Here is a 25,608-nt window from a genome sequence, read left to right as displayed (position 1 = left end):
AGGATCTTCACCACCGAAGCCGACCGCACCGTCTGCCGCGTCTGGTAAGCCTGCAAGACCTTCCGAGCCTTCCAGTCATAAACGACATAAGAAGCCCGCACCCCCGCAGGCACCACGACCTTCCGGGGAGCCACCGAAGGCCTGGCACTCGCCGTCGGGCTCTTCACCGGAGCCGCCGAGGACGTACCAGCCGAAACCGCGGGCCCCTCACCCCCACTGCACCCGCAGAGGAGCAGCCCTCCAGCTCCCAGCACCGCCACGAGCCGCCCACGCACCATCACCGAGATCACCCCGCATGCCTACCAGATCCACCGTGATCAGGTACGACACCCACCACGCCGTATCTCGGTACGCATGAGTGCGCAGACTGCGCTAGAGTAATCACGCCCGCTCAGCCGGGCACCGGGACGTAGCGCAGTTTGGCAGCGCACTTGACTGGGGGTCAAGGGGTCGTGGGTTCAAATCCCGCCGTCCCGACGTAAGCTCAGAGGCCGGATTCGACTGTTCGGATCCGGCTTTTGTTGCGTTCTGAGTAACTAACTGAGTAACTAGGCCTCCGATGGCTTAGGAGCGCGTCACTGGCTCATGTCTTCCCCCGGGCACACCTGGGCGCGGCTCCCTAGCCTCGATCTTTCGTGAGGTCGGCCGGGTCGCGTAGCGACCTGGCCGACTGACGTTTTCAGTGCCGGTCAGCGTTGGTGCCCAGCTGTCGCGCTGGGTGGGCGGAGTTCCACGGGCCCGGTGGTCTCCTTCCTTTGGTCGTCGGGACGGCTGGTGCTGAAAGCCCGAGGCTAACCTCCCCTGCTACGGGAACGCGTCGCCCCCAACAGCGCCAGAAGCCTGTACACAACCCCACGTTCGTCAAGCAGGGAGGGCAGGTCGTAGAGGATCTGACCGGCAGGCGGGTGGAGGCCGGCCCGCAGGAGGGCGACTACCCGACCGGCACGTGGGGCCTGGTGACCGGCGCGTGGGGCCTGGTGACCGGCGCGTGGGGGGTGGAGCGTCGCTGGTACCACATCTGCGTGGATCTGCCACCGGCCGCGACCTGCACGCAGTTGCCGGCGGGGGGCGTCGGCGAGGAGATACAGGTCGCGAGGGTGGAGCTGGTGCTCACCGCCGCCGGGCGCGAAGAGCAGCTGCTGGCCGCCGGCAGCGTGCTGGGCCAGTGGGCGACCCGCGAAATGCTGGATGCGACCTTGACCTGCGGGGATGGATGGTGCACGGCAGGGCCGATCGAAGGAGCACAGGCTGAGCGCTGGCGCGCCATCCGGGGCGCCCGGCAAGGCTGCCCGGTGGTCGTGCGGGCCGGCCCCGCTGGTTCGAGGTCATCAGAGCAGCCCGGCGGCGGCGTTGTCGTCCCACCTGTCGACCCGGTGCATGTAGGGGTGCCGGTAAAACCGTGTCATGAGCCCCAAACGAGCCCGCGGTAGCGGATCAGTACGGCCAAGGGCTGGTGAGCCCGGCGAGGCGGCGTGGTTAGTCGCCGGACGTCCTCTGCTGTTGAGCAGCTGTGATGCGGGTGGCGTACACCCGGTAGGCCTTGCGTTCGCCCGGCCCGGCGCCCTCGGCGGCGAGGGCTGCGCTCTGTTGCAGCGCGGCGTGGTGGAGTTCGAGCGGCATGGTGAGACGGATGGAGTAGCCCTTGCCACGGCGGATGATCCGCCCCCAGATGAGCACCTTGCGGATGGTGTCGTCGCCGGCGGTCCGCAGGTGGCCGGCGAGCAGGCCAGGCAGGTCGAGCGTCACGGGCGTGTCCGCGGCAGGGCCGGACGGCTCGTCGGGAACGGGCAGCGCGTCGAGCTGGTCGGGAAGTTGGCGGGCGTGAGCGGCGTCCAGGACGCGGCGGATGGTCTTGGGTGCGACGTGATGCTCGCGGGCCAGGGCCTTGACGGCGGCGCCTTGAGAGTAGGCGGTGACGACCTCGGCGGCCTTGTCCGGGGCAAGCGCGGTTGGGCGGCCGAGGGTCTTGCCGGAGGCATCGGCGGCGGCGACGCCCTGGCGGGTGTTCTCACTGATCATGTCGCGCTGGAACTCCAGCACCGAGGCCAGCACGTTGACCATCATCTTGGTGCCGGGATCGTCGGCGGCCAGGTCGATCCCCGACAGCAGCCCCGACTCCACTCGCAGGTGCAAGCCGCGGCGGATCAGCACGGGGCGCAGGGCGAGGACGTCGGCGACCGAGCGGAACCCGATCAGGTTCCTTCCCCGCAGGTGGCCCGGGGAGGTGTCCGGCGGGCTCTGATGGCCACTTCAGCGGGCGAAAAGGAGGGGCGGAAGTGGGCATCGGATCTGATTGGATCGGCGCCCGGTTTCGGCAGGTCGGGCGCTGAGTTCTGATTGGATCGAGCGAGGGGGCGTAGTCGGTCGGTTTCGCCCCCAGTAGTGAGCGTGGCCGGTCCATCATGCACACGATCCAGCGGCCGCTCGCGGTGGCCTGGACCTCGACCCGGATCGGGGTACGTAGCGGTGACGGGCGGGCGCCGGCCCGTCGCCGGGGCGCAAACGGCGGAGAGGCCGAGCTGTCGGCCCCACCGCAACGGTCAGGGCGTGAAGTCGGCGGAGCGCCACGGCATCTCCTGGAGCAGCCAGGTGTTGCCTTCGGGGTCCGCGAACGGCACGAACAGCATGGCGCCCTCGTGCTCGTCGACCTCACCCACGTCGACTCCCTTCGCGGCGAGCTCGGCGCGGGTGGCGCGCGCGTCGGCGACCACCAGATGCAGGCTGCGCAGTGAGCCCGGCGTCATCTCCGCGATGCCCGGGAGTCCGGTGCTCAACAAGATCGAGCACGCCGACCCCGGTGGGGTCAGTTGCACGACCCGCGTCCCCGACACGGGTTCGATGTCCACGTCGACCGCGAACCCGAGCTTGTCGGTGTAGAAGGCCTTGGCGCGGTCCACGTCGGCGACCGGCACCGGTACGAGTTCGAACTTCATCTGTGTCATCACGCACACTCCAGGTAGAAATCAGATCAGGTGGTGGGAACCGAACGCCGGTAGATCAGGTGTGTCACCCCGACGCCGGCAATCACCTCGGGGTCGCCGAAGTCGACCGGCACCGACCCGACGCCGTCCAGCATGCGTACACCGCCGCCGAGCACGACCGGCACCAGGTCCAGCCGCAACTCGTTCAGCAACCCCAGGTCCAGGGCTTGGCCGACCAGGCTCCCCGGGCCGACGCCGACATCGCGCGCGCCGGCGGCCGCGACCGCCTGCCGGACCGCCGACTCGACGCCGTCGGTGACGAAGGTGAACGGGGTGACGGTATTCACCCAGCCCTCCGGTGGCCGGTGGGTCACCACGAACACGGGCACGTCCCCGATCGGATGCGACCCGCTCCAGCCACCGGTCAGATCGAACTGGCCCCGGCCGACCACCAAGGCTCCGGTGCGCGCCATCGTGTCGCGCAGATAGCCTGCCGTCCCGGCCGAGGTGCGGTACGTGAGCCGGTCGGGTTGCGCCGACGGCGTCGCCACATCCCCCGCGGTGCACCACGCGAACAGGCGGTCGAATCCCGAACCGCCCGGCCCCGCGATGAACCCGTCCAGAGACACCGATGCCTGCGCAACAACCTTGCCCATTTCGCCTCCGCCTCGTCGATCATGCCGTTCTGCCAGGAGAGACCGCGGGCGGGCGGAGAACTCATCGGTCGCGACCGACCGTGATCCGTGAGGGTTCGAGCTCGATCGCCTCCTCTGGAGATCTACAGCCGCATGGCGCTCAGCAACGCCCGGCAGACCTACGACCTTGTGATCGACCGATCCCCGTGTAACCCCCGCGCGAGCCCGCGCAAGAGGTCATCGGGAATATCCCTCCAAGGGCTCTGGCACGATTCCGGTGGTGACGGTGGGTTACCCGGCGCAGGATGTTCCTAATGTGATTCGGACTTCGTGGCGATGGTGTTTCCTCCTCTGGTTGAGGCGGTGCTGGTCGACCGGGTGGTGGTCGAGGGCAGAGTCATCCGGGTGACGGCGAGGGCCCGTCCGGGAGCGGTGTCGTGCCCGACGTGCGGTGGCTCGTCGAGCCGTGCTCAGACAGATGATCCTGCTGAACTAACCCCCACCAGCACCACCGGAATCGTGCCAGAGCCGTTGATCGTATAGACCCGGGCCTCTCTCGCGGACGGTGATGCGGGATGCGCGGGTTGCGGCGGCGTCGGTGGCGAGGATGGCGCCGAGGATGACCAGGGCGATCCAGATCGTGACGGCGAGCGGGGAGACGCGGTAGGGCAGCGGTGCCTTCATGAAGAGGTTGCCGAGGCCGGTCCCGAGGACGCCGGTGAGGGCGAGGGCTGGTGCGGCCGCCACTATGCAACTGGTGACGGCGAGGAAGACGCCTTCGGCGACGACGATGCGGCGGACCGTTCTCGGGCTGGCCCCGATGGCGTGCATGACTCCGAATTCGCGGGGCCGGTCGAGAATGTTGGTGCTCATCGTGGAGGCCAAACCGATGGCACCGACCAGCCCCAGGGGCAGGGCGACCACGAGAAGGACCAGGAGCGCCCGACTGCGGACCCAGGACCATGCGCGAACAAGCGAATCTGATCGGCGGTGACCTCGCCATCGAACGGGCCGGCGGCGTCTTCCGCCTCAAGGCGCGGCTCCCCTACGGACGGCACGACACGTGACACGACTGCTGATCGCCGATGATGACGACCTGATGCGGGCGGGACTCATCGAGCTCCTGACGGCCGACCCCACCATCGAGATCGCCGGGCAGGCGTCGACCGGGCGCGAGGCCGTGCGGGGAGCACGCCGCCTCAAACCCGATGTGGTCCTGATGGATGTGCGGATGCCCGGTCTCGACGGGATCGGCGCCACCCGCGAACTCTCGCGTGAGGTCCCTGGCGTGAGGATCCTCATCCTCACGACCTTCGAACAGGACGACTACATCTTCGGCGCTCTGCGCGCGGGCGCGTCCGGCTTCCTCCTCAAGCGCACCCGGCCCGAGCATCTGATCGCCGCCGTCCACACCGTCGCCGGCGGTGCCTCGCTGCTCTCGTCCTCGGTCACCCGGCGCGTGATCGACCGCATGGCCCGGCAACCCGCCCCCGACCTCGCCGACCAGGCCAGGCTCTCCAGCCTGACCGTTCGAGAACGGGGGGTCCTGGAGCTCATCGCCCGCGGTCTGTCGAACCGCGAGATCGCCGCCGCCCTCGTCGTCGAGGAATCGACCATCAGGGCGCATGTGAAACGGATCCTGCTCAAGCTCGGGCTCCGTGATCGTGTCCAAGCAGTGATCTTCGCTCACGAGACCGGCATCAACCGCCCCCTCGATGACACGTCCGAGACGCCCCAGGGAACGACCGGCCGGCGTCATGCGGAATGACCCGTGTTCAGAGGAGGACGAACGCGAGCACGTGGTCCAGCTGAAGCGCGGTGGAGGCCAGGCCGCTGCCGGCGAGGCCGGTACCGCCGACCACGCAAGGGCCGGTGACCGTGTTCTTGCCAGGAGCGGAGGTGAGGAGGGCCTGGACCCGGCCGGGGACTCCCCAATCGGCGAAGGCGGCCTCTCCGGCGCTCGGCGATGTCTGGGCCAGCGCCACCTTGCCGATCGTTCGCGCCACCAGCTCGCGATCGTTCACGGCGTCGGCGGCCTCTTCGTCGGCCCACCGCTCGAGCGCATAGCGCAGGCGCAGGCTCAGCGGTTCCAGCGAAGGCAGGAGCGCCCGGGCGAGCGCACCCATGTAGAGGTAGTGGTGGTGGCGGTACCGCAGATGTGCGCGCTCGTGCTGGAAGACGACTTCGAGCTCGGGTCCGTTGAGGCCCTTGAGAAGCCCTCGGGAGACCAGAACTCCGCCCCGGCGCCCAGGCACGGCCAAGGCGAAGGGAATGTCGCTGTCCACCACCGTGGCCGCCGCGGCCTGGGCCGCCCTGAGCTCTCGCGCTCTCCTCACAATGACCATGACGATCGCCGGCAGGCGCAGGCACAGGAAGGCGACGGCTCCCAGGCCGAGGACATGCGGCACCCGGTAGTGGTCGCCGGGGAGCCACCACGCCGGCACGAGCCCGGCGGCCGGGGACGAGAAGCTCAGGACGTAACCCAGCGCCAGAATCCCCACGCTCCCCGCGAGGATGACGACCAGCGCACCTGCGACCGTCGCGAGGAGCCGCGCTGTCCACGAGGGATGCAACGGAAGCGTGACACGGCCCAGGACGACGGCGACCAGCATGGCCGCGGCGACCGGAGCGACGCTCAGCCAGCTCACGACTTCTCATCTCCCAGCCCGGCGAGGATCTCGCGCAGAGCCTTGGCCTCCGCCACGCTGAGGTTCTGGACGAACGCGCCCAGGGCGTCGGAGGGGTCGTGCGCGTACCGCAGGTGTTCGTGCATGCGGTCGGCCACCAGCTTCGACTCGTTCACCGCGAGTTTGTACTCGTAGTGCCGCCCGCAGAGCGTCCGTTCGACGAGCCCTTTGCGGAACAGGCGCGTGAGGATCGTGTTGACGGTCGTGTACGCCGGGTCCCCGTCCAGACGGTCCCGCAATGCCGACACAGCGATGAATCCATTCGCCGCCGCGAGCGAGGCGAGGACTTCCGCCTCGCGTTTGCCGAGCTGTCGTCTTGCCACAATCCGCCCTTCAGGGCGTCGAAGGGGTCCAGGGTGCTACGAGTGTAGCTGTCTGGTGGCGACGGGGTCCGGCCACCGATGGCCATGCGTTCCGGTCGCAGACCGAGACGGCGGCTACACGTGTAGTAGCATACTCCTACACGTGTAGTAGTGATCCTCCGGTCTTCTCCCGTTCGAGCATCTGGAGTCGTCATGAAGGTCTCCCTCGTGTCCCCCATGGAACTGCGCGACTCTGAGATGGGGGCCTGGCGGAAGATGCAGGCCGCCCAGCCTCATCTCGACAACCCGTTCCTCTCGCCCGAGTTCGCCATCGCCGTCGGCCACGCCCGCAAGGACGCGGAGGTGGCCGTGGTGTCCGACGGCGATGACCCGATCGCGTTCTTCCCCTTCGAACGTCACCGGCTCCGGGTGGGCAAACCCATCGGCGGCTGGCTGTCGACCTGCCAGGGAATCGTGTACGCGCCGGGGGCCGAACTGGACGCTCGCGAGCTGCTCAAGCGGTGCGGGCTGGACGTGTGGGAGTTCGGCTGCCTGGTCGAGGGCCAGCGCTGGTTCAGCGCCGGCGAACGCCTCCATCTCGACTCGGTGGTCATGGATCTCGGGCGCGGCTACGAGTCCTACCTGGCGGAGCTCAGAACACGCTCGGCGAAGCTGGCCAAGTCACTGCGCTACCAGGAACGCCGTCTTGGCCGGGAGATCGGTGAGGTCACCTTCGACTTCGATGTCCGCGACGAAGAGCAGTTGCGGCTGGTGCGCACGTGGAAGTCCGCGCAGTATCGCGGCAAGGGCAGGGCCGACCGTTTCGCCCAGCCCTGGGTCGTCGATCTCGTCGAACGCCTCCACCAGACCCGTTCGGACGGCTTCGCCGGTGTGCTCTCGATGTTGTACGCCGACGGCAGGCCGATCGCGGGGCATTTCGGTCTGCGCACCGGCGGGGCAATGATCAGCTGGTTTCCCGCCTATGACACCGACGTCGCCAAGTACTCGCCCGGCCTGGTGCAGCACCTGCACATGGCGAGGGCCGCCGCGGACACCGGCATTCGGAGCATCGACCTGGGGCCCGGCGTCGACTGGCATTACAAGCAGCAGCTCAAAAGCAGGACGGTGACCGTCTCGGAGGGCTGCGTCCGGCGCCCCACCGCCGCCGGCGCCGTCCATTGGACCCGGCGTACTCCTGCCGACCGGGCCAAAACGTTCATCCTGCGCAACGAGCGGCTCTATGGACTGGCCGACCGCACCCTCCGCCGCACCGCCAGGCTCCGAGCCCGGTGACCCTCCCCCGGCGTCCGTCACGGAACGCCGGGTGTTCGCGCAGCAAACTCTGGCGCGGCGGTGACATCTGTGGCACGGCTCGAACCCGGCCGAGCCGTCGCCCGTCTCCACTACTACACATGTGGCAGACCTTGCCGCCTCACCATGAAAGCCCACGGGGAGCCCCAGATGGAGAACTCGACTCGGCAGACGTCCCCCTTCCACGCAGGGCCTCCGGCGGGGACGCGCACGGCCGGCGTCTTCCCCGGCAGTCGCCGCAGGACCATCCTGATCGCGTTGGGATTCGCGCTGGCGGGACTCCTCATCGCGACCACGATGTACGCGGTCATGACACGGCAGTCGGGCGTGCGGGTAGGAGGGAACGCCCCCGAGTCCTGGCCCGCGTGGGGTTTCACCCAGACCCAGAACAGCGACGTCGGCCAGCAGGCTCCTGCGGTGCGAGCCGCCCTGCGCCAGCGGCCGGTCGTCCAGGCTCAAGCGATCATGGGGTGGGGCGCCGACAATCCCCAGCCGGCACCGGGCCCGATCAACTTCGCATCGCTGGACCGCCGGATCCAGCTCATCCGCGACACCAAGGGCACGCCGTCGATCACGTTGTGCTGCGCACCGGACTGGATGAAGGGCGGCCCCGCGGGAACGACCGACTGGTCGCGCCTGGAGATGGCGCCCGTACCTGAGCGTTTCGATGACTTCGCCAAGCTGGCGGCCGAGGTGGCTCGCCGGTATCCCGACGTGAAGCACTACACGGTCTGGAACGAGTTCAAGGGCTTCTGGAATCCGCAGCTCCAGCGCTGGGACTACGAGGGCTACACGACGTTCTACAACAAGGTCTACACCGCGCTGAAGAACGTCGACGAGGACATCAAGGTCGGCGGCCCGTACATGGCCATGAACAGCGATGCGCCCGGCTACGCAGGTCCGAAGTCCGAAGTCCGAGGCTCCTGGGGCAGCCTCGACCAGCGCGCGATCGACGCCGTGCGGTACTGGATGAAGCACAAGGAGGGCGCCGACTTCATGGTGGTCGACGGACACACCTTCCCAGTGCAGCGTGAGATCCGTCCCAACGAGTTCGCGCTCACCGCCAAGTTCGCTGACGTGACGCGATGGCTGCGCACTCTCGACGGCGACCTGCCGATCTGGTGGGCGGAGTGGTACATCGAGCCCGACGCGTCCGGCTGGACGGAGCAACGGCGGCGCGCCGTACAAGCGGTGGCGATGATGGAGTTCGTGCGCGGCGGAGCCTCCACGGCCTTGTACTGGGACCCGCAAACGACCGGTGCGGGCGCCTGCGCCGGATGCCTGTGGCCGAGCGCCACCGACGCGAACGGCGGTCGCCCTACCCCGGTCCTCGAGCTCCTGCAGAACTTCTCTCGGTGGTTCAAGCCCGGCAGCAGGCTCGCCGAGGTCACCTCCTCGAACCGCGCGGTCCGCGTGCTCGCCCAGGACGACCGCATGCTCGCGGTCAACACCACCGACCGGCAGATCAAGACCGAGGTGGACGGAGACGCCATCGAGCTGGGCCCGTACGAGGTCCGCTGGACGAAGCGATAGGCGGCACCCGCCGTCCAGGCGAACGCTCACGAGGCCTCCGCACACCCCTCGGGTTCAGATGAGCGCCGTCGCCAGACCGAGGGCGGCGCAGATTCCGAGGGTGCGCAGGACGCTCCAGCGAAGGCGAAAGATCATGACAACGGCGGCCACGGTGATGGCGAGGACGGCCGGCCGCCAGGTGGCGAGGTCGGGGATCTCGAAATGGAGGGGGCCCCAGTCGTGGGAGCTGGTGGTGCGGAAGAGGGTGTGGACGGCGAAGTCGAGGGCGAGGTTGGCGATGACGCCGACGACGGCCGCGGTGATGCCGGTGAGTGCGGCGGAGATGGAGCGGTTGCCGCGCAGACGTTCGGCGTAGGGGCCGCCGAGGAGGATGAACAGGAAGCAGGGCACGAACGTGCCCCAGGTGGTCAGCAGTGCGCCGAGGAGGGCTGCGACCCAGGGGTTGAGGCTGCCGGGGTCGCGGTAGGCGCCGACGAACGCGACGAACTGCACGACCATGATCAGTGGGCCGGGGGTGGTCTCGGCGAGGGCGAGAGCGGCGAACAGGCCGGTGATCAGGGTGCTGGTGCCCCAGCCGACAACTGCTCGCGATCGGCGCCGTACTGGCGGCCTTGTTCGCTCACGGGGGGCTCCTCGGGGACACCGGCTGGATCGTGGTGATGGTCATCGTCGCAGGCCAGGTCGCGGCGAGGCGGGCACGCGACATACCCCGGGCGAGCTCGGTCGCGACTCTTGCCGTCGCCACCGGCACCGCCGGAACCATGGCCACACTGACCGGCCTGGCCGTCATCGATCTGCGCCCACATGTGCTGGTTCCCGTGCGGGGCATGGTGGTTTCGACCGCCATGCAAGCCGCAACCCTCACCCTGATCCGGCTTCGCGACGAGGCCGCCACTCAGCGTCCGGCCATCGAAGCGAGCCTGGGCCTGAGCGCACGCGAAGCGTTCGCTCCCCACACCCAAGGCGCCTTGCGCACCGCGCTGATCCCCTCGATCGACTCCACCAAGGTCGTCGGGCTGATCAGCCTCCCCGGCGCCATGACCGGCCTCCTGCTGGCCGGCGTCGACCCGGCGACCGCGATCCGCTACCAGATCGTCGTCATGTACATGCTCCTCGCCGCCGGAGCCCTGGCAGCCTTCACCACGGCCCGCCTCGCCCACGCGGCCCTCTTCGACGAAGCCGAACGGCTACGCCGCCTCCCCTGACGTCGCCTCCACCGAGGTCGAGGCCTGCCGCATGGACTACCACCTCAACAACACAGGTACAAACTGTGAAGAGGGATCATGACGCAAGCCCAACGGATTCCTTGCTGGTTGGGGGCGTCGCGGTGGAAGTCGCGGTCGGTCAGGTCGGCGGCGGTGGGGATCTGTGGGACGGGGTGGCGGGTGCGGCTGTAGGGCAGGCCCTTGATGCCGACGGGGCGCATCAGTTTCTCCACCGTGCCGTGCCCGACGATGATGCCGCGGGCCAGCCGGAGTTCGGCGTGCACGCGGGGGCTGCCGTAGACGCCGTTGGAGGCGGCGTGGACCTGCGCGATCACATCGGTCAGCCACGCCCGCCGGGTCAGGTGTGCCGACGGTGGTCGGTCGACGTCACGCCGGCTACCAGCCCAGGGTCGATACGGTCCTGCCGTCGCCAGTTATAGATCGTCTGATCGCTGATCTGCAGGTCCTCGGCGATCTGCTGGACGGCCCGTCCGGCCCGCAGCAGATCGAGCACCTTGCGACGGAACTCGGGGGATAGCTCCCTGGGCATGCTGACCTCTCTTGAGGGCCAAGACAGGCAAGTCAACCAAAGTGACTCCACGGAAACTGGGGAAGATCATGAGTGGGCTCGAAGGGGAGGGCGCTGAGTTTTCCCCGGTTCCAGACTGGCCGCGAGGGTCACGCTCCGGATTCAGGCTGCTGCGATCGTCAGGCGGGTTGGTCTGTCGCCGCGTAGGAGGGTGAACGATGACTCTCGACCGCGGCCAGGGTCCGGGGCACGTCGCCTGAGGCGATGGCCTCGACCAGTTCCGTGTGGTGTTCCAAGCGAATGTTCATGTACTCGTCCGTTGGGGCTTCGCCATCGAAGGTGGCCCGTGCGGAGAGGTCCGTGATGCACTGCGACATGCTCAGGTAAACGGCCTTGGCCAGGTGGTTCTCACCGATTTGGGCGATGCGTGTGTGGAGCGCCCAGTTGGTGCGGAGAAAGCGGTCGTAATCGCTGGTGGCTCGGCGCATCGCTGTGAGGTGCTTTCGCAGGTCCGTGATGTCGGCGCGGGTGCGATGCAGAGCGGCCTCGGTCGCGATCAGCGGCTCCAGGGCGTCGCGGACGGCGATGGCGTCGGCGACGGTGGTGGGCTTCTCGCGGACCGTCAGAAGGGTGTGGCGGAGTCTGACGACGGGGTTGGCCTGAGCGACGAAAAGGCCGCCACCTCGTCCGGGACGGACCTCCGCGACACCGCGATCCGCCAGCAGACGGGCCGCCTCGCTGATCGTGGCACGACCGTAGCCCGAGCTGTCGCGGAGCTCATCCATCGTGCCGATGAGATCGCCAGGGGCCAGCGATCGCTCCCTGATCGAAAGCTCGATGCTCGAGGCGAGAGCCTCGGCTCGTGTCTGCGCTACCACGTTAACCACCCGAATGATTCTAGATGATCCGGTTCATTCGGACATCAGTTCCAGGGTAGTGTGCTCAGAGTCATAAATACACGAACCTTTAGCCTCTTTTGGAGGACGCCGATGCACGTCAACACCTGGTCGGACTCCCTTCCCTACGATCCGCCAGGACATCGCTCGGTCGATGCCCGAAGGCTTCAGGGGCTGGCGGCAGAGGGGCCGGACGACTTCTGGGTGGGACTTTCCCGGTATGTTCCGGGGGCCGAGGCCGAGATGGCACCGACCGCCGCTGACACCGTTTACGTGCTGCTCGAAGGCGAACTCGAGCTGACCTCTGAAACCGATGGGGTCACGGTCGTCCTGCGGCGTCACGATTCGGCGTTCCTTCCGCTCGGCGAAACCCGCAGGGTGCGCAACATCTCAGACACCGACTCCCTGTTGCTGGTGATCCTCAAGCCCGATGCCCCGGTAGCGCGCTAGCCGGCTCCGGAGCCGCTCGTCCGCCGTCTCGGCGCCGAGGTGATCGAGCTCAGCGCCGACGGCGGCTCCGATCCTCCTGCAGAAGTGGACGGGGTCATCGGGTCCGTACTCCTCCACGATGCGATCGGCGATGCCTGAAGCGACGAGGGTCGAGATCCCGATGCCCTGTGCAGCGGCCAGCTCGGACGCGTGGTCGAGGTCACGATAGACGATCGCGCTGGCGCCCTCGGGCGGCAAGGGGGCGAGCCACGAGTGCCGGGCTCCGATGACCCGATCAGCGGGCAGGAGAGCCAGCGCGGCGCCGCCCGAGCCCTGGCCCAGCAACACCGAGACGGTCGGTACAGGCAGGGCGACAAGGTCGGCGATGCATCCGGCGATCTCCCCGGCAAGGCCGCCTTCCTCTGCCTCTGCCGAGAGCTCGGCTCCGGGAGTGTCGATGACACTGACCAGTGGCAGACCGAGTTCCGCGGCGAGTCTCATCCCGCGACGAGCCGTTCTCAGCGCCAAAGGTCCCGGAGTCGCGTGTCGGTCCTGTCCGATGAGCACGCATGGGCGGCCGGAGAACCGGACGAGCGCCAGCACGACATCCGAGCCGGTCTGAACCACGTCGGTGCCCGCCCACCGCAGCAGTGACCGCACCCCAGGCCTGCCCTGCGAACGGGAACGTTGAACCGACTCCCAGATCGGCAGGTTGTCGGCCTGGTCGGTCCCGGCCGGCGGCCGGATCACCGAGCCGGACCGACCATCAGAGATCACCGAAAGCGCGCGGTCGAGGAGCGCCGGCAGTTGGTCGGGCGGGACGACCGCGTCCACCAGGCCAAGGGTCTTCAGGTTCTCCGCGGTCTGCACTCCCGGCGGAAAATCGGAGCCGTGCAACGCTCGGTAGACGCGAGGGCCGAGGAAGCCGATGAGCGCTCCGGGCTCGGCGAAGGTCAGCTGGCCGAGCGACCCCCAGGAGGCGTAAACGCCGCCGGTGGTGGGACTTCGCACGTACACCAGGTACGGCAGGCCGGCCTGTCTGTGTGCGACCACGGCAGCCGTGATCTTTACCATCTGGAGGAACGCCACGGTCCCTTCCTGCATCCGGGTCCCTCCGGAGGCCGGAAGGGCGATGAGAGGCAGGCGCTCGGCCGTGGCACGTTCCACCGCCCGGACGAGCCGCTCTCCCGCCGCGACCCCGATGGAGCCGCCCAGAAAGCCGAACTCGCACGCCATGACGGCGACCCGGCGGCCTCGGAGCCCGCCCTCCCCCGTGCGAACCGCCTCGTCGAACCCGGTACGTTCCCGGGCCTTTCTCAGGTCCGCCTCGTAGGAGGGCGCCGGATGCACGTCCACCGGAGCCTCGTCCCACGAGACGAAGGTCCCCTCGTCGAGAAGAGTCTCGATCATGAGGCGTCCAGCCAGGTGCGGAGTTCGGCGCCGTTCCCGTCGAGGACGGGTGGCGCGAGGTGGTGCCTTCGAGTGGTCTCGGCTCCGTCCGGGGCGAAGAATCGCAGCGGCGGTCCGGGCAGGGTGACATCGCCCAGCGTCTGGTGGCTCACGTCGATCAGCAGTCCCTGGCTGCGAGTCTGCTCCCATTCGTAGACCTCCTGGAGGTCTCGGACCCGTCCGGCCGGCACCCCCGCCTCGGCGAGCCGGACGAGCAGGTCCTCGGTGTCGAGGTCGGCGAACAGGCCGCCCACGAGCTTGAGGACGGCGGACCTGCTGGCCACCCGTTCCGGGTTGGTCGCCATGCCTTCGGCGTTCGGGTCGAGCGCGAACGCCGTGCAGAACCGTTGCCACAGGCCCTCGCTGCCGACCGAGATCTGAACGGCGCCGTCAGCCGTGTGGAAGAGCCCGTAGGGACAGATGGACGGATGCTGGTTGCCTTGGGCGAGACCGACCTCCTTGGCGACGGTCCATCGGGTGCCCTGGAATCCGTGGACACCGACCACCGCGGCGAGCAGCGAAGTGCGCACCACCTGGCCATGGCCGGTCCGTTGCCGCTCCAGCAGCGCCGCCAGCACGCCATAGGCGCCGTACATGCCTGCGAGCAGGTCGGCGATCGGAACGCCGGCGCGTTGCGGATCGGCCGGGCCAGAGCCCGTCAGTGACATCAAACCGGCCTCGCCCTGGGCGATCTGGTCATAGCCCGACCGGCCGCCTTCGGGGCCGTCATGTCCGAAGCCGCTGATGCTCAGCACCACCAGCCGGGGATTCAGCTGGGCCAGTCGCTGGGAATCGAAACCGAGCCGGTCGAGGACGCCCGGTCGGAAGTTCTCGACCAGCACGTCGGCGCGCCGGATCAACCGCTCCAGGGAGTCCTTGCCGACAGCCGACTTGAGGTCGAGAGCGAGGCTGTGCTTGTTCCGGTTGGCGGACAGGAAGTAGGTGGACTGGGGGCGTCCGTCGGTGCCGGTGACGAACGGCGGCCCCCAGCCGCGGGTGTCGTCGCCGCCGCTGGGGTTCTCCACCTTGATGACGGTGGCGCCGAGGTCACCCATCATCATCGTGGCGTGCGGTCCGGCGAGGGCTCGGCTGAGGTCGGCGACGACGATGCCGGTGAGCGGGCCGGCCGGGTGGTCTCCCGTAGGGGCTTTCATGCGTTCTCCGGGAAACCGAGGTTGATTCCGCCGTGCGAGGGGTCGAGCCAGCGGGCGGTGACGGCCTTGGTGCGGGTGTAGAAGTGCACGCCTTCGATGCCGTGGGCGTGGCTGTCGCCGAACAGTGAGTTCTTCCAGCCGCCGAAGGAGTAGTAGGCCATCGGCACCGGGATGGGCACGTTGATGCCGACCATGCCCACCTCGACCTCGTTCTGGAACCGCCGGGCCGCGCCGCCGTCGTTGGTGAAGATCGCCGTGCCGTTGCCGTAGGGATTGTTGTGGAGCAGTTCCATGGCGTCCTCGTAGGAGGAGACCCGCACGACCGACAGGACCGGGCCGAAGATCTCGTCCTTGTAGCAGTCCATGCCGGAGGTGACGTTGTCGATCAGTGTGGGCCGTAGCCAGAATCCCTCGCCTTCCGGCAGTCCTTCGCGCCCGTCCACGACCAGAGTGGCGCCCTGCTCTGCCGAGGACGACAGGTAGGCGGCCACGGTGTCCCGATGGGCTCGCGTGACCAGGGGGCCCATTTCGGACGCCGGGTCGTCACCCGGCCCGGTCACCAGCTTCGCCATCCGCTCAGTGATCTTGGCGATGAGCTCGTCTGCGACGGGTTCGACGGCGACCAGTACCGAGATCGCCATGCAGCGTTCGCCGGCCGAGCCGAAGCCGGCGTTGACGGCGGCATCGGCGGCGAGGTCGAGGTCCGCGTCGGGCAGCACCACCATGTGGTTCTTGGCGCCGCCGAGCGCCTGGACGCGCTTGCCGTTTCGGGCGGACGTCTCGTAGATGTAGCGGGCGATCGGAGTCGACCCGACGAAACTGACCGCCTTGACGTCCTTGTGCTCCAGAAGCGCGTCGACGGCGGTCTTGTCGCCCTGGACGACGTTGAAGACCCCCTCTGGGAGACCTGCCTGCGCCCACAGTTCCGCCAGGAACAGCGCAGCGCTCGGGTCCTTCTCCGACGGCTTGAGAACGAAGGAGTTCCCGCAGGCGATCGCAATGGGGAACATCCACATCGGCACCATGACGGGGAAGTTGAACGGCGTGATTCCGGCCACCACGCCGAGCGGCTGAAGGATCGAGTAGGCGTCCACGCTGGTGGAGACGTTCTCGGAGAAGCCGCCCTTGAGCAACTGCGGGATGCCACAGGCGAACTCGACGACCTCCAGGCCGCGGGCGACCTCACCGGCGGCGTCGGAGACGACCTTGCCGTGTTCGGCGGTGATGATCCTCGCCAGTTCGTCCTTGCGCTCGTTGAGCAGTTCCCGGAAACGGAAGAGGATCTGCACGCGCTTGGACAGTGAGGTGTCCCGCCAGGCGGGGTAGGCGGCCCGCGCGGAAGCGACCGCCGCGTCGACATCCTCGGCCGAGGCCAACGCGACATCGTCGGTGGTGACGCCAGTCGCCGGGTTGGTGACCGGCGCGTTCCGAGTACCGGTGCCGGCATAAGGTTTGCCGTCGACCCAGTGGTGGATCATGTGGTCTCCAGAGTGGTGCGGCCTTCGGGACCGATGATGGGCGTGCGCAGGACGCCGAGCTTGTCGATCTCGACCTCGACGACATCGCCGGGCCCCAGCAGCCAGGGCGGAGTGCGGACGTAGCCGACCCCCTCCGGTGTCCCGGTGGCGATGACGTCGCCGGGGCGCAGGGTGAAGGTCCGGCTGATGAGCGAGATCACGTCGCCGACTTCGAAGATCATGTCGCGGGTGTTGCCGTCCTGGACGGTCTGGCCGTTGACCCGGGTGTGGACCCGGAGCCCGTCGCGCAGGTCACCGACCTCGTCCGCGGTGACCAGCGGTCCCATGGGGCCGCTGCGGTCGCCGTTCTTGCCCAGCGTCCACTGCGCGGTCAGTTTCTGGGCACGGCGGGCGGTCAGGTCGTTGAAGGTCGAGTACCCGAGGACGGCGGAGCGGGCGGTGTCGGCGTCCACGTCGCACAATGGCTCAGCGATGTACGCCGCGACCTCACCCTCCCAATCCAGACCGCTCTCGCCTGCGGGCACCGGAGCGGGGTCTCCCCCGACGCTGAGCGACGCCGTCCAGCGGCCGAACAGCGTCGGGTGGTCGGGGACGGTGAAGCTGCCTTCGGCGGCGTGGGCTCGATAGTTCAGGCCGATACAGATGATCCGGGCCGACGGCGGGACCAGCGGGACGATCCGGACCTCTTCCAAGGCCGTCCCCGGACCGTCGAGCTCAGCGGCCTTGCCGGTCCAGCGGCGGGCGTCCTCCCAGAAACGGGAGACCTCCACGGCCGTCCTCACGAAACCATCCGGGTCGAGCCGGGCGACCTGCGTCGCGTCCTGCCCGCGCAGCCGGACTCCGATGAGCCGCATTACTCGGCGCTCCAATCCTCGGGGACGAGCCGTACGTCGAACTCGATCTCCTCGTGCGGCCCGTCCAGCCGCCATCGGTCGGAGCCTTCGGGTCGTCGCACCGGGTGGCAGATGATCTCTTCCTTGACCGCGAAGGCGGCGTCCGATGTCAGGTAGGGGTCTCCCGCGAGGAAGACATGGGTCGTCAGTGGCCGGTATCCGTCGGCGGTGACGCGCAGATGCAGGTGGGCCGGGCGCATGGGGTGTCGTCCAACGGCCTTGAGCAGACGACCCCCCGTCCCGTCGGTGGGGACCGGGTAACTGCTCGGACGGATGGTCCGGAACCAGTAATGCCCATCGGCGTCGGTGGTGAGCAGGGCCCGCAGATTGCCGAGATCCTGCGCCGGGTCCTGGGAGTCGTACAGCCCGCTGTCGTTGGCCTGCCACAGGTCGATGACCGCACCGGCCAGGGGTGTCCCGTCGCAGTCCAAGACCTTTCCATGGACGACCATGGGGGTGGCACGCGCACGCTCGGGCCCGAAGCTGATCCAGTCGCCCAGCTCTCGCGTCGGCGCGGGTGAGTGGAAGGGCCCCTCGACGGAGGACGGGGTCATGTTGGCCGGGCCATGGTGGTTGACGTCGTCGACGGCGGTCGTCAGGCCGAGCATGTCCGACAACAGGATGAACTCGTTGCGGTGCGGGGTGCACATCTGGCCCGTCTCGACGAGGAAGTCCAGGCCGGCGAACCATTCCCGCTCGGTCGGCTCGGCTTCTTCGACAAAGGCGTGCAGATGCTTGACCAGGAGACCGACGATGGTGTTCAGCCGTTCGTCGGGGCCGTCGATGGTCGCTTGGACCTGTGTGACGAGGTCGTTCATCAGGTCTCTCCGTTGAGGTGGTGGAGCAGGAACGCCGCGGTCATCCGCAGATGATCCGGGCGGTCGAATTCCGGGTCTTCGTGACCGGCTCCGCCCAGCAGGGCGAACATCGACTCGGCCCCCGCGCGCACGAGTGCGTCGTGGAGGGCGGCGCTCTCAGACGGCGGAGTGACCCGATCCCGGTCACCGTGAACGATGAGGAAGGGTGGCGCGTCGGCCCGGACGTGGTGGAGCGGGCTGGCCGCGCGTGCGGCGGCCGGGTCGTCGGCGGCATCGGCGAGCCCGAGCAGCGGCCCTTCGAAGGGCGGGTTGAGAATCTCCTTCTCCAGCCAGGTTCGGCGCGAGTTGGCCAGCAGATCGGTCTGGCCGAACCAGTGGACGACCGCGTCGACGTGGCTGGAGTGGTCTGTATGGGCCCCGACCGTGCCGTCGTTCTCGGTTCCGGTCAGCCCGAGCAGGCTGGCCAGCACCGCTCCGGCGGACGCTCCCCAGGCGCCGATCTTGCTGGTGGACAGACCGTGCTCGGCGCCGTTGGCGCGCAGCCATCGCACGGCTGCCTTGACGTCGTGCAGCTGGGCGGGATAGACGGCCTGGGCGGCGAATCGATAGTTGGCCGAGGCGACCGCCATGCCGAGGGCCGCCATGGTTTCGAGGCGTTCGGCGGCTCCGTCGGTCTTGTCGCCGACCTGCCAGCCGCCACCGTGCAGGTAGACGACGACCGGGACGCTCTCTGCGGCTTCGGGCCGATAGAGGTCGAGTTGAAGGCCTGGCGCGTACTCCAGGTCCTTGTCGACATGGACGCGCGCCATCAGATCGCTTCCTCCAGTTTCGCGGACAGTGATGCCAGCAGTTCGTCGACCAGACCGGGCAGTTCAACGGCGAGCCGGGCGACGCCGAAGACGTACCAGTCGGGCCGGGTGATGTAGGCGGTGGCGCCGTGCTCGTCAAGGAAGGCGGTATAGACGCCGTCGAGATCGGTGACCTCGTCCAGGGCCGCTACAGCACAGCCGATGGACTCCAGCGCCGCGAGCTGCGTATCGCTCAGATCTGGCCGGGTGCGACAGATGAGCTGGAATCCGTGGCCCAGCAGGTCGTCCCCACGGGCGACCGTGCCGTCTTGGGCGAGCAGGGTGCCCTGCGGGGACAGCGAGCCGGTGACAGGGGCGATGGAACCGTCGGCCTCGCGGTGCAGGACTCCGTGTTCGAGCTTGGGGAACGGAGGTGGCGGCGGGCTGAGGTGGTTGCGCATCGCCTGGTTGCGTTCCTCCGCCGTGGCCGGGTCGACGATGTTGACAAGCTTGGACAGGGCGTCGCTGGCGAACACGATCGCCGAAACGTGGGGTTCCCGTTCGGCCTGGTAGGTGTCCAGAAGGTCGGGACCTGCCTTGCCGGACAAGACCAGGTCGAGCTTCCAGCCGAGGTTGCGGCCGTCGCGGATGGCCGAGCAGCCTCCCTGTCCCATGTAGGGAGTCATGGTGTGGGCGGCGTCGCCCGCGATGAAGACCCGTCCAGAACGCCAGCGTTCGGCGACGCGCGTGTAGAAGTGGTAGACCACCTGGCGGCAGACCGCGAGGGCGTCAGGGCCCAGGCCGTGGGTCTTCTCCAGGAACTCCCAGGCGACTTCGGGGTCGCCCATCTGGGTCTCGTCCTCGGAGTCGTCCAGGCGGATCTCGAATCGCTGGCGCGTGGTGCCGAGCGGCATGTACATGTGCGGCCGCTTCGGATCCATGATCATGATGAGTCGGTTGAACTCGTCGGGCAGCTCGCCGAGCTTGTCCATGTCGAAGTTAAGCCAGCGTTCGTGCAGGCCGTAGTCCTTCATCGGAATTCCGGCCGCCTCGCGAACGAAGCTGTTGGTCCCGTCGGCGCCGACCACGTAACGGGCCGCGATCGTGCGTTCATCACCGGGATCGGTCGTTCCCTTGGGTCGCACGGTCAGCTCGACGTGGTCGTCATGCTGGATCAGGCGGATCGCCTCGGTGCCGTGGTGCACCTCGACGTTGGGCATGGTCTCGACCTTCTCGCGCAGCACGGCTTCCACATCGGGCTGGAAGATCGAGTTGTGTGCGGGGAACCCACACTGGACGCCGGCCCAGTCCAGGGTGAGCAGGGGGACGGCCGATGCGTCGCCGAAGTGACAGGCGTCCAGGGTGACGGCGGTGCTGAGGGCTTTGTCGACGGACGATCCGGTGGCCTGCACCGTGCGGCAGGCCTCGCCGTCGAAGGTGACCATGCGGGGCAGCGGGTAGAGCTCGCGCTGGCGTTCGAAGACGACCACACGATGGCCGGCGCCGCCCAGGGTGGACGCGGCGACCTCTCCGGCGGGGCCGTAGCCGACGACGGCCACGTCGTAGATCTCGGTCATGGCGGTACTGCTCCTTCAAAGGTGGTGCGGGGTGGGATGTCGCCCTACTTGACGAGGACCGCGTTGGGCGCGGCGGAGATGCCGCCCGGCGCGGGCGTGGGCGAGGAGACGAGCATCCCGACGTAGACGCCGGTCTGCGCACAGTCGGCGGCCAGGTCGGACAGGTGCCAGAGTTCACCGAGGGCCATGCCGAAGCTGCCGATGAGCATCTGGTGGATGAAGCCGAACGGGGCCGCCGATGGGCTGGTGTCGGCGGGCCACGCCTCGACGGCGAAGGTGTCCGAGGCGACGGCGGCGGCGTGGCTGTTCCACAAGTAGCGGCAGACGTCCTCAGAATGCGCGAGCCCGGGTGCTTTCAGATCCCGGGGCAGGGCCCGCCGGACCTCGAACGGCTGGCGGGTGTACCAGTCGGCGAACCCGGTGTGCAGGAGCAGGATGTCGCCCGGTTCGTAGGCGACCCCGGCGATCTCTCGGGCCGTCTCCAGCACCTCGGGGTCGAACTCGGCCGTAGTGCCGGGATCGTAGGGACGGCCGAGAGCGCGCATGGCGGCGGGCATGTCCAGCAGCACGCCGCGACCGACGATCCCGTGAGCCGCCCAGTGGCCGATCGTGTTACGACCCTTGGTCAGGATGTCCTCGGCGGTCGCGGCGTTGTAGTAGATCTCGCGGCTGTAGCCGATGTGGGCCAGTGAGTCCCATTGGCTTCCCGCCTGGGGGTAGAGGTTGTCCCAGACGTCGTCGAATCCGATCCCGCCGGGCTGGGCGATCACGTGGTGACGGGGGTTGCCGCGAGCACTGTTCAGCGGGGGCGAGAAGGTTCCGAGCGGAGCGTCGAGCGGGAACGTCTCGCCGCGCCGTACCAGGCCGGCCGCCGCGGCGGCACGTTCGGCCGTGAGCAGGTTGATCAGGCCGAGATCGTCGTCGGGACCGAACAGGTGCCAGCCGAGCCTGCCCCCGTCGGGAGCGGGCGGCAGGTCGTCGTAGTCGGGAAGGTTCACCATGGCAGGTCCATCGGGGGCTGAGGGAAGAAACCTCCGTTGGCCCCCACCAGATCCGCGACGTACGCTTTGGACTCCTCCAGCCGGCGCCGGACTGGGCCCCAGTCGGTGGTCAGCCGGCCTTCCCGCTTGCGGACCTTGCCCGCGACGAGCACGGTGTCGATGTTGCCCGGATGCGCCTGCGTGATGATCGTCGCGTACGGATCGTGGACCGGAGCGGTGTTGACCTGGTCGGTGCGGACGGTGATGAGGTCGGCCTGCTTGCCGGGGCGCAGCGATCCGATCCTGTCGGCCTGGCCGAGCGCTTCGGCGCCCCAGATCGTCGCGGCCTTGAGCATGGTCTCGCACGAGGGCGGAACGGCTTTGGGCGCGCGTCCGGCGGTCATCTCCTCGTCGGCGTCCAGGAGCCGCCCGACCTGCATCGCGGTCCGGGCCTGCTGGAGGAGGCTTCCCGAAACCGAGGTGGTGACATCGCAGCCGAAGGTGCAATGGCCGCCGGCGGCCAGGACGCGTTCGGTCGCGGGCCTGCCCATGCCCATCGCCATCTCCGCCTCGGTACAGGTGGCGACATGGCCGCCGGAGTCGGCGACCATGCGCAACTGCTCAGCGGTGGCGTAGTTCAGGTGCACCCACACCAGATCCGGGCCGAGCAGGCCGGCTTCATCGAAGACGGCGAGATCGTCGACCGGCTCGTGGAACAGGATGGCCAGGCCGTTGGTGGTCGAGCGCAGACCGAGCCGCCGGGCTCCGATCAGTTCCGCGCGGATCCGTTCCAGTCCGACCTCGGGCAGGTCTGACAACGCGACACCGAGCGTGACGAGCGCGTCGTCGGCGGACAGGCGGCCTTCCCGAAGCTTGGCCGTGAGCGCCAGCCGCCCCTGAGCGGTAGCCAGCTCCTCGTCCATGCCCGGGACGAAGCTGAACCCGAGAGCGAACTGGCTGCGGCCGCCCGAGGCGAGCGTTCCGTCGATGGCCGCCTCGGCGTGGTCTGCCGTGGAGATCGCGTGGGAGAAGTCCAGGACCGTCGTCACCCCTGCGTCGAGCGCCTCCAGCATCCCCGCCAGGTTGCCGACCTCGATGTCCTCCGGCCGGTAGAAGGCCGACGCCTGGAAGCGCACGCTGCGGAAGTAGTCCTTGAGGACGGAATCGGCCGTGACGCCTCTCAGTCCCGCCTGCCAGACATGCCGGTGCGTGTCGATCAGGCCGGGCAGTACCAGGCATCCGGCCGCGTCGATGACTTCCGCCTCGGCCGGAAGCCCCGCCTCGATCGCGACGATCCGATCATCCTCGATGAGGACGTCGGCGGGCCGGGGCCGGTCTCCCGGTTCCATCGTGAGAACGGTCCCGTTCTTGACGAGAGTCCGTGCCATAGCATTCCTCCTCGGCTGGTGACCGGTGCAGGTCAAACCATCCAGCACGGCGATTAAACACCCGAACCTTTCGAATGTTCAAGCCTTGAGGGGCAGGTTTTAACCTGCGAAACCTACGGGTGTTTTATGTTCCCGGGGCGACAGGCGGCACCCCTTGACCGCGGCCTGGTTGCGGGGCTTGGGCGGCAACCGAACGGCCGGTCACGCCAAGGGGTCCGGCGGGCTCGTCACCGAGCCCCGCGGTTCGCTCACCGCCATGGCCGAGGACCTGGCAAGCAGGGGGTACATCGTGGCCGGGATCGAGCACACCTATGAGAGCCGCGCCGGGAGCAACATGGACGGCACCACCTTCGCGCCGATCCACGACAGCGGGCCGCCACGGCCGTTCAAGTTCCTGGGCGCCCAGGCCGAACACAGCCCAGGAGGCAAGGACACCACCTGGGACCGCGACTGGGCGCACCTGACCCGACAGAAGCGCTGGCTGGTGGCCGCCGGCGCCGAGCACGCCTCCTTCACCGACAACGCACTCCTGGTAGAACAACTCGGCGTCTACCGCAACCCCGGCCTGTCCGCAGTCCGCGCGGTGGAGATCACCCGCATCAGCTCGATCATTCCGTCTCGATTCGGTTCCGAAATGTTTCGCAACTCGCAAGAACGCTGCTCTAGATGATCGGGCCAGATCTGGCAGTGACTTCTCTTGATTTCCTGCCGGGACTGGCCAAACTTGGAGCCAGTACTCCTGAAAGTTTGCGACAACATTCGGTTGATCCTGAGGTCGGCCTGCCCGGTCACCGGTTCCTCATCGTCCCAACGAAGGCGACACTCTCTGTGACGAAACGGTTTCAGAATCCCGTGCTCCCCGGTTTCCACCCGGACCCGTCCATCTGCCGGGTGGGCGAAGACTTCTATCTCGCGACCTCCACCTTCGAATGGTTTCCCGGACTTCCGCTGTTCCACAGCCGGGACCTGGTGCACTGGCGGCTGCTCGGCCACGCGATGGACCGGCCGTCGCAGCTCCCGCTCGACGGTGTACGGGCGTCCGGTGGGCTGTACGCGCCGACGCTGCGGCACCACGACGGTGTCTTCTACCTGGTGTGCACGCTTGTGGACGGGACTGATTGGTCGGGTCACTTCGTGATCACCGCTGACGACGCGGCCGGGCCCTGGTCCGAACCGCACCTCCTTGAGGGCGGCGGCATCGATCCGTCCTTGTTCTTCGACGACGACGGGACCGCCTGGTTCACCGCGACCAGGCTGACCGGCGAATACGAGGGCCACACCGAGGTCTGGCTACGCCGCTTCGACCCGGCGGCGCTCCGCCTCGTCGGCGACGAGCACGTGATCTGGGACGGCGCGATGAAGGGCGCGATCTGGTCCGAGGGTCCCCATCTCTACAAGATCGACGGCCGCTACTTCCTGCTGACCGCCGAGGGCGGCACCGCGCACGACCACGCTGTGATCGTCGCCCGTGCCGACCATGTCACCGGACCGTACGAGGGCTGCCCACGCAACCCGGTGCTCACCCACCGGCACCTGGGACGGGACTGGCCGATCCAGGCGATCGGGCACGCCGACCTGGTGACCACACCGGGCGGCCAGTGGTGGATGGTGCTGCTCGGCATCCGCCCCCATCATCTGGACCGCTCGGCGCTCGGTCGGGAGACCTTTCTGACGCCCGTTCGATGGGAGGACGGCTGGCCGGTCGCCGGACCGGTGGAGGACGGGCACGACTTCCCCGATCTTGATGAGCACCGCCGGCCCGTCGCCCCCGTCTGCGACCACTTCGAGGCGCCCGAGCTCGGCTCCGAATGGAACTTCCTGCGCACACCGCGGGAGCGATGGTGGAGCCTCAGCGAACGACCCGGCCATCTCCGCCTGCGCGTACGCCCAGAGAAGCTGGCCGACCTGGCCAACCCGTCGTTCGTCGGGCGACGGCAGCTGCACCGGCGGTTCGCCGCATTTACGGCCATGGACTTCACACCGCCGGGTGAGTACGCCTGGGCCGGGCTCGCCGTCATTCAGAACCACGATTTCCACATCCTGCTCGTCTCGACCACCCGGGATCTGCGTCTCGTCGTCCGCGAGCGCGGGGACGACTCCGTCGTCGCGACGGCTCCGCCCGCATCTGGGCGCGTCCACCTCGGTGTCGAGGCGAACGGCCACTTCTACCAAGCGTGGTACGCCGTCGAAGCCGGCCGGTGGCAGCCGCTCGGCCGACCCGTGGACGGCGACCTCCTGACCAGTCAGGTCGCGGGCGGCTTCACCGGCGCCTATGTCGGTCTCTACGCAAGCGGGAATGGCCACCCCCATGACGGCCACGCCGACTTCGCCTGGTTCGAATACGCCCCGCGCGACGACTAGCGGCCGTTGGGGAAACGGCCTCCGGCGGGTTTCGTGGGGGCAGCCGAAACGGGTGAAGCCGCGGACGAGACCCCCTGTCAGCGGATGCCGTAGAGGTGTTCCAGCGCGAGCTGGTCGAGCCGTTCGAACGCGCCCCCGCGGGCGGCGAGCGCCGCGATGTCGGGAGTGAAGCCGCGGACGTCGCGCCAGCCCTCACCCTCGCCGAGGGTCGGCACCGCCAGCTCCTCCACCCGGGCCGCGGCGAGCGCCTCGGCGACCTCGGGATCGGCGCGGA

27 protein-coding genes, 1 tRNA gene and 1 pseudogene are annotated in these 25,608 nt (G+C 68.5%); 9 read left to right on the top strand and 20 right to left on the bottom strand.

What is annotated here, in order from left to right; all coding sequences use genetic code 11:
* Positions 1-403: 403 nt before the first annotated feature.
* Both ABZ810_RS37765 and ABZ810_RS37760 read left to right on the top strand, forming a co-directional pair.
* Positions 404-477: transfer RNA gene (locus tag ABZ810_RS37765), tRNA-Pro, on the top strand.
* 428 nt (positions 478-905) lie between these two features.
* Positions 906-1,430: a hypothetical protein gene (locus ABZ810_RS37760; RefSeq protein WP_358411577.1), complete on the top strand. Its 525-nt coding sequence runs from the start codon at positions 906-908 to the stop codon at positions 1,428-1,430.
* 46 nt (positions 1,431-1,476) lie between these two features.
* Here the strand turns inward: ABZ810_RS37760 and ABZ810_RS37755 are convergent, their stop codons facing one another.
* The 4 genes from ABZ810_RS37755 to ABZ810_RS37740 all read right to left on the bottom strand — a co-directional run bounded on the left by ABZ810_RS37755 (position 1,477) and on the right by ABZ810_RS37740 (position 4,480).
* Entirely contained in the window at positions 1,477-2,193 is a 717-nt protein-coding gene (locus ABZ810_RS37755) for a recombinase family protein (protein WP_358411849.1), read from the bottom strand.
* A gap of 347 nt (positions 2,194-2,540) precedes the next feature.
* Positions 2,541-2,942, bottom strand: a complete 402-nt coding sequence (locus ABZ810_RS37750; protein ID WP_358411575.1) for a VOC family protein — start codon at positions 2,940-2,942, stop codon at positions 2,541-2,543.
* A gap of 26 nt (positions 2,943-2,968) precedes the next feature.
* Positions 2,969-3,577 carry a dihydrofolate reductase family protein gene (locus ABZ810_RS37745; RefSeq protein ID WP_358411573.1) on the bottom strand — a complete coding sequence of 203 codons (609 nt, stop codon included), beginning with the start codon at positions 3,575-3,577 and terminating at the stop codon, positions 2,969-2,971.
* Positions 3,578-4,048: 471 nt separating this feature from the next.
* Positions 4,049-4,480: an ABC transporter permease gene (locus tag ABZ810_RS37740; RefSeq protein ID WP_358411571.1), complete on the bottom strand. Its 432-nt coding sequence runs from the start codon at positions 4,478-4,480 to the stop codon at positions 4,049-4,051.
* A gap of 139 nt (positions 4,481-4,619) precedes the next feature.
* Here ABZ810_RS37740 and ABZ810_RS37735 point away from each other — a divergent pair, with 139 nt between their 5' ends.
* Positions 4,620-5,324: a response regulator transcription factor gene (locus ABZ810_RS37735; protein WP_358411569.1), complete on the top strand. Its 705-nt coding sequence runs from the start codon at positions 4,620-4,622 to the stop codon at positions 5,322-5,324.
* A gap of 7 nt (positions 5,325-5,331) precedes the next feature.
* Here the strand turns inward: ABZ810_RS37735 and ABZ810_RS37730 are convergent, their stop codons facing one another.
* Together ABZ810_RS37730 and ABZ810_RS37725 are read right to left on the bottom strand one after the other, a co-directional pair.
* Positions 5,332-6,204, bottom strand: a complete 873-nt coding sequence (locus ABZ810_RS37730) for a M56 family metallopeptidase (RefSeq protein WP_358411567.1) — start codon at positions 6,202-6,204, stop codon at positions 5,332-5,334.
* Positions 6,201-6,566: a BlaI/MecI/CopY family transcriptional regulator gene (locus ABZ810_RS37725; protein ID WP_358411565.1), complete on the bottom strand. Its 366-nt coding sequence runs from the start codon at positions 6,564-6,566 to the stop codon at positions 6,201-6,203. Before ABZ810_RS37725 ends, ABZ810_RS37730 begins: the two co-directional genes overlap by 4 nt.
* Before the next feature lie 192 nt (positions 6,567-6,758).
* On the opposite strand from ABZ810_RS37725, the gene ABZ810_RS37720 reads away from it, so the two are divergent.
* Positions 6,759-7,838, top strand: coding sequence for a GNAT family N-acetyltransferase (locus ABZ810_RS37720; protein ID WP_358411563.1), 1,080 nt, complete (start codon positions 6,759-6,761; stop codon positions 7,836-7,838).
* A gap of 168 nt (positions 7,839-8,006) precedes the next feature.
* Entirely contained in the window at positions 8,007-9,389 is a 1,383-nt protein-coding gene (locus ABZ810_RS37715; protein WP_358411561.1) for a xylan 1,4-beta-xylosidase, read from the top strand.
* A gap of 54 nt (positions 9,390-9,443) precedes the next feature.
* Here ABZ810_RS37715 and ABZ810_RS37710 read toward each other — a convergent pair whose 3' ends face one another.
* On the bottom strand, positions 9,444-9,935 hold the full coding sequence (locus ABZ810_RS37710) for a chromate transporter (RefSeq protein WP_358411847.1): 492 nt from the start codon (positions 9,933-9,935) through the stop codon (positions 9,444-9,446).
* A 35-nt stretch (positions 9,936-9,970) separates the two neighbouring features.
* Between ABZ810_RS37710 and ABZ810_RS37705 the strand changes: the two genes are divergently transcribed.
* Positions 9,971-10,594, top strand: a complete 624-nt coding sequence (locus tag ABZ810_RS37705) for an ABC transporter permease (RefSeq protein ID WP_358411845.1) — start codon at positions 9,971-9,973, stop codon at positions 10,592-10,594.
* Positions 10,595-10,638: 44 nt separating this feature from the next.
* On the opposite strand, the gene ABZ810_RS37700 is transcribed toward ABZ810_RS37705, so the two are convergent.
* The 3 genes from ABZ810_RS37700 to ABZ810_RS37690 form a co-directional block, all read right to left on the bottom strand.
* Positions 10,639-10,929 (bottom strand): IS3 family transposase, encoded by a 291-nt coding sequence (locus ABZ810_RS37700; protein WP_358411560.1) that lies wholly within the window; start codon positions 10,927-10,929, stop codon positions 10,639-10,641.
* 23 nt (positions 10,930-10,952) lie between these two features.
* Complete coding sequence (locus ABZ810_RS37695) at positions 10,953-11,144, bottom strand: helix-turn-helix domain-containing protein (protein ID WP_358411558.1); 192 nt, start codon at positions 11,142-11,144, stop codon at positions 10,953-10,955.
* Positions 11,145-11,302: 158 nt separating this feature from the next.
* Complete coding sequence (locus tag ABZ810_RS37690) at positions 11,303-12,010, bottom strand: FCD domain-containing protein (protein WP_358411556.1); 708 nt, start codon at positions 12,008-12,010, stop codon at positions 11,303-11,305.
* A 102-nt stretch (positions 12,011-12,112) separates the two neighbouring features.
* Here ABZ810_RS37690 and ABZ810_RS37685 point away from each other — a divergent pair, with 102 nt between their 5' ends.
* Positions 12,113-12,469, top strand: coding sequence for a cupin domain-containing protein (locus tag ABZ810_RS37685; protein WP_358411554.1), 357 nt, complete (start codon positions 12,113-12,115; stop codon positions 12,467-12,469).
* On the opposite strand, the gene ABZ810_RS37680 is transcribed toward ABZ810_RS37685, so the two are convergent.
* From ABZ810_RS37680 to ABZ810_RS37640, 9 genes are read right to left on the bottom strand one after another with little or no spacing between them, the layout of a single operon-like run.
* Positions 12,410-13,858, bottom strand: coding sequence for a carboxyl transferase domain-containing protein (locus ABZ810_RS37680; RefSeq protein ID WP_358411552.1), 1,449 nt, complete (start codon positions 13,856-13,858; stop codon positions 12,410-12,412). The genes ABZ810_RS37685 and ABZ810_RS37680 overlap by 60 nt on opposite strands.
* On the bottom strand, positions 13,855-15,051 hold the full coding sequence (locus tag ABZ810_RS37675; RefSeq protein ID WP_358411551.1) for a CoA transferase: 1,197 nt from the start codon (positions 15,049-15,051) through the stop codon (positions 13,855-13,857). Before ABZ810_RS37675 ends, ABZ810_RS37680 begins: the two co-directional genes overlap by 4 nt.
* Positions 15,048-16,529, bottom strand: coding sequence for a CoA-acylating methylmalonate-semialdehyde dehydrogenase (locus tag ABZ810_RS37670; RefSeq protein ID WP_358411549.1), 1,482 nt, complete (start codon positions 16,527-16,529; stop codon positions 15,048-15,050). Before ABZ810_RS37670 ends, ABZ810_RS37675 begins: the two co-directional genes overlap by 4 nt.
* Complete coding sequence (locus ABZ810_RS37665; RefSeq protein ID WP_358411547.1) at positions 16,526-17,383, bottom strand: fumarylacetoacetate hydrolase family protein; 858 nt, start codon at positions 17,381-17,383, stop codon at positions 16,526-16,528. Before ABZ810_RS37665 ends, ABZ810_RS37670 begins: the two co-directional genes overlap by 4 nt.
* Positions 17,383-18,240 carry a dioxygenase gene (locus tag ABZ810_RS37660; protein ID WP_358411545.1) on the bottom strand — a complete coding sequence of 286 codons (858 nt, stop codon included), beginning with the start codon at positions 18,238-18,240 and terminating at the stop codon, positions 17,383-17,385. Before ABZ810_RS37660 ends, ABZ810_RS37665 begins: the two co-directional genes overlap by 1 nt.
* Positions 18,240-19,049 (bottom strand): alpha/beta hydrolase, encoded by an 810-nt coding sequence (locus tag ABZ810_RS37655; protein ID WP_358411543.1) that lies wholly within the window; start codon positions 19,047-19,049, stop codon positions 18,240-18,242. Before ABZ810_RS37655 ends, ABZ810_RS37660 begins: the two co-directional genes overlap by 1 nt.
* A complete protein-coding gene (locus ABZ810_RS37650; protein ID WP_358411541.1) occupies positions 19,049-20,605 on the bottom strand; it encodes a bifunctional 3-(3-hydroxy-phenyl)propionate/3-hydroxycinnamic acid hydroxylase in 1,557 nt (518 codons plus the stop codon). Before ABZ810_RS37650 ends, ABZ810_RS37655 begins: the two co-directional genes overlap by 1 nt.
* Before the next feature lie 44 nt (positions 20,606-20,649).
* Positions 20,650-21,606, bottom strand: coding sequence for a cyclase family protein (locus ABZ810_RS37645; protein ID WP_358411539.1), 957 nt, complete (start codon positions 21,604-21,606; stop codon positions 20,650-20,652).
* Positions 21,600-22,973, bottom strand: a complete 1,374-nt coding sequence (locus ABZ810_RS37640; RefSeq protein ID WP_358411537.1) for an amidohydrolase family protein — start codon at positions 22,971-22,973, stop codon at positions 21,600-21,602. The genes ABZ810_RS37645 and ABZ810_RS37640 overlap by 7 nt, the downstream gene beginning before the upstream one ends.
* Before the next feature lie 256 nt (positions 22,974-23,229).
* Here ABZ810_RS37640 and ABZ810_RS37635 point away from each other — a divergent pair, with 256 nt between their 5' ends.
* Positions 23,230-23,643 (top strand): hypothetical protein, encoded by a 414-nt coding sequence (locus ABZ810_RS37635; protein WP_358411535.1) that lies wholly within the window; start codon positions 23,230-23,232, stop codon positions 23,641-23,643.
* Positions 23,640-25,334 (top strand): glycoside hydrolase family 43 protein, encoded by a 1,695-nt coding sequence (locus tag ABZ810_RS37630; protein WP_358411533.1) that lies wholly within the window; start codon positions 23,640-23,642, stop codon positions 25,332-25,334. Before ABZ810_RS37635 ends, ABZ810_RS37630 begins: the two co-directional genes overlap by 4 nt.
* Positions 25,335-25,411: 77 nt before the next feature.
* Here the strand turns inward: ABZ810_RS37630 and ABZ810_RS37625 are convergent.
* A pseudogene (locus ABZ810_RS37625) lies at positions 25,412-25,608 on the bottom strand (xylose isomerase); the annotation flags it as partial.

The sequence above is a fragment of the Spirillospora sp. NPDC047279 genome (assembly GCF_040643285.1).
Lineage (GTDB): Bacteria > Actinomycetota > Actinomycetes > Streptosporangiales > Streptosporangiaceae > Spirillospora.
This window is presented reverse-complemented; position numbering and strand designations above follow the sequence as displayed.

Bases quoted from the DNA above. Each gene is read 5' to 3' on its own strand.
- ABZ810_RS37670 (WP_358411549.1), bottom strand. From the start codon at position 16,529: ATGATCCACCACTGGGTCGACGGCAAACCTTATGCCGGCACCGGTACT.
- ABZ810_RS37695 (WP_358411558.1), bottom strand. From the start codon at position 11,144: ATGCCCAGGGAGCTATCCCCCGAGTTCCGTCGCAAGGTGCTCGATCTG.
- ABZ810_RS37665 (WP_358411547.1), bottom strand. From the start codon at position 17,383: ATGCGGCTCATCGGAGTCCGGCTGCGCGGGCAGGACGCGACGCAGGTC.
- ABZ810_RS37655 (WP_358411543.1), bottom strand. From the start codon at position 19,049: ATGGCGCGCGTCCATGTCGACAAGGACCTGGAGTACGCGCCAGGCCTT.
- ABZ810_RS37650 (WP_358411541.1), bottom strand. From the start codon at position 20,605: ATGACCGAGATCTACGACGTGGCCGTCGTCGGCTACGGCCCCGCCGGA.
- ABZ810_RS37660 (WP_358411545.1), bottom strand. From the start codon at position 18,240: ATGAACGACCTCGTCACACAGGTCCAAGCGACCATCGACGGCCCCGAC.
- ABZ810_RS37750 (WP_358411575.1), bottom strand. From the start codon at position 2,942: ATGACACAGATGAAGTTCGAACTCGTACCGGTGCCGGTCGCCGACGTG.
- ABZ810_RS37645 (WP_358411539.1), bottom strand. From the start codon at position 21,606: ATGGTGAACCTTCCCGACTACGACGACCTGCCGCCCGCTCCCGACGGG.
- ABZ810_RS37745 (WP_358411573.1), bottom strand. From the start codon at position 3,577: ATGGGCAAGGTTGTTGCGCAGGCATCGGTGTCTCTGGACGGGTTCATC.
- ABZ810_RS37720 (WP_358411563.1), top strand. From the start codon at position 6,759: ATGAAGGTCTCCCTCGTGTCCCCCATGGAACTGCGCGACTCTGAGATG.
- ABZ810_RS37680 (WP_358411552.1), bottom strand. From the start codon at position 13,858: ATGATCGAGACTCTTCTCGACGAGGGGACCTTCGTCTCGTGGGACGAG.
- ABZ810_RS37640 (WP_358411537.1), bottom strand. From the start codon at position 22,973: ATGGCACGGACTCTCGTCAAGAACGGGACCGTTCTCACGATGGAACCG.
- ABZ810_RS37685 (WP_358411554.1), top strand. From the start codon at position 12,113: ATGCACGTCAACACCTGGTCGGACTCCCTTCCCTACGATCCGCCAGGA.
- ABZ810_RS37675 (WP_358411551.1), bottom strand. From the start codon at position 15,051: ATGAAAGCCCCTACGGGAGACCACCCGGCCGGCCCGCTCACCGGCATC.
- ABZ810_RS37630 (WP_358411533.1), top strand. From the start codon at position 23,640: ATGATCGGGCCAGATCTGGCAGTGACTTCTCTTGATTTCCTGCCGGGA.
- ABZ810_RS37715 (WP_358411561.1), top strand. From the start codon at position 8,007: ATGGAGAACTCGACTCGGCAGACGTCCCCCTTCCACGCAGGGCCTCCG.
- ABZ810_RS37635 (WP_358411535.1), top strand. From the start codon at position 23,230: ATGGCCGAGGACCTGGCAAGCAGGGGGTACATCGTGGCCGGGATCGAG.